1 protein-coding gene is annotated in these 2,129 nt (G+C 44.7%); it reads left to right on the top strand.

What is annotated here, in order from left to right; all coding sequences use genetic code 11:
* Positions 1-21: 21 nt before the first annotated feature.
* Positions 22-2,129, top strand: a 2,108-nt coding sequence (locus A2517_RS01735; protein ID WP_294893645.1) for an EAL domain-containing protein, incomplete at its 3' end; no start/stop codon positions are given.

Here is a 2,129-nt window from a genome sequence, read left to right as displayed (position 1 = left end):
ATCGGTGAATTTTACGATCTAATGAATTCTCGTACCTCAGCAGCGGTTCATTCGGCTGAAACGACCGCTTTCATTTTACGAATTATTTTTATACTGATAGGGATTTTTTTATTATTCATGCTTTGGCGTCTGCACCGAACACTGCAAACAACCTTGGGAAGCTCGGTAGATGAAGTGCACACCCATATAATGCATATCGGAAGCGGTGACTTTTCACACCCCATTATTCTAAAATACGGAAATGAAGAGAGCGTACTGGGTTGGCTCAGCGAAACACAACAAAAACTCAAAGAGCTCAACGCTACGAATGAGCGGTTGAAAAATCTCTATGCAGCCCTGAGTCAATGCAATCAAGCGATTGTCCGTTCAACCAATGAATCAGAGCTTTTCCCTCTCATCTGTCGTGATGCCATCGATTTCGGCGGGATGAAAATGGCATGGATCGGGATGCTCGATCCCTCATCCGATACACTTACTATCGTTAATTCTTACGGAGAGGGAACCGATTGTCTCGAAGGATTCACCATCTCAACCGATCCGTCCGACCCTAATACACAAGGTCCGACAGGACGCGCATTCCTAGAAAATCGTCCGTTTTGGTGTCAAGATTTTCAAAATGATTCATTAACCCAAACGTGGCATAAACTGGGTGAACAATACGGTTGGGGCTCTTCAGCCGCACTGCCGCTGACGCGTGAGGGGAAAGTCATAGGAATTTTTTCTCTTTATGCTCAAGAGAAAGATGCTTTTGATGAAGCGGCTCAAAAACTTCTCGAAGAGATGGCGATGGACATCAGTTTTGCACTGGATCAGTTTTCGAAAGAGAAAGCACGTACAACAGCGGAAAAGCAGATTCAATATCTCGCCAATTACGATGAACTCACCGGTCTGCCGAACCGCTTAAAACTTGACAACCGAATCCAATATTTCTTGAGTTTGGCAAAAAGAAACGATATGTCTTTCACCGTTATGTTTCTCGATCTCGACCATTTCAAAACGATCAATGATACGTTAGGGCATAGCTGTGGAGACAGCTTACTGATCGAAGCGTCCAAACGGCTCAAGACGATCCTCAGAGAAGAAGATACTATCGCCCGATTCGGGGGTGATGAATTTATCATTCTTCTCCCCAATATTGACGTTGATGGAGCGACACAGGTTGCCCAAAAACTCTTAAATACGTTCCAGCACCCTTTTTATATTCATGAGCATGAGCTGTGTATCAGCGGCTCTATCGGGATTGCTCTCTACCCGAATGACGGACATGATTTTGAAGCTCTCTATAAAAATGCCGATACGGCTATGTATCGGGCTAAAAAAGAGGGGCGAAATGGATATTGTTTCTTTACTCACGAAATGCAGCGCCACTCCATCCGAAATCTTGAACTCAGTAATGCACTCCGTTATGCACTTGAGCGTAATCAGCTGCAATTGCACTATCAACCTCAATTTTCAACCCAAAAAGGTATCGTTATTGGGGCTGAGGCATTATTGCGTTGGAATCATCCTGAACTCGGCAGTATATCTCCCTCAGAATTTATCCCGATTGCCGAAGAGAACGGGATGATTTTATCGATAGGAGAGTGGGTACTGCACACCGCGATCCAAACAGCAAAAGAGTGGATCGATCAAGGATATACACCGATACTTATGGCCGTGAACCTCTCTGCCGTACAATTTCGAGCACCTAATCTCCCCTCCCTCATCGCCGATATTCTCGACAAGGTAGGATTGCCTCCGGAATATTTAGAGCTTGAACTGACCGAAAGTATCGCGATGGACGATCCGCAAAAAGCGATCAATACGATGAACGAACTGCACGCCAAGGGTATCCGAATGTCTATCGATGACTTCGGAACAGGACACTCTTCGTTGAGCTATCTCAAAAAATTTAAAATTTATAAACTCAAAATCGATCAATCGTTTGTCCGAGACATCACTATCGATCCCGAAGATAAAGCGATTGTTTCGGCCATTATCAGTATGGCAAAGCGGCTCGGATTACAAACCATTGCAGAGGGGGTAGAGACCATAGCCCAACTCAACTATCTTCGCGAACAGCAATGCGATGAAATACAGGGGTACCATTTCTCCAAACCTCTCCCGAAAAAAGCTTTTGAAGAGTTTAG

Source organism: Sulfuricurvum sp. RIFOXYD12_FULL_44_77 (assembly GCF_001830725.1).
GTDB classification, from domain to species: domain Bacteria; phylum Campylobacterota; class Campylobacteria; order Campylobacterales; family Sulfurimonadaceae; genus Sulfuricurvum; species Sulfuricurvum kujiense_A.
Note: the sequence above shows the minus strand (reverse complement) of the source record. Positions and strands in the feature narration are given on the sequence as shown.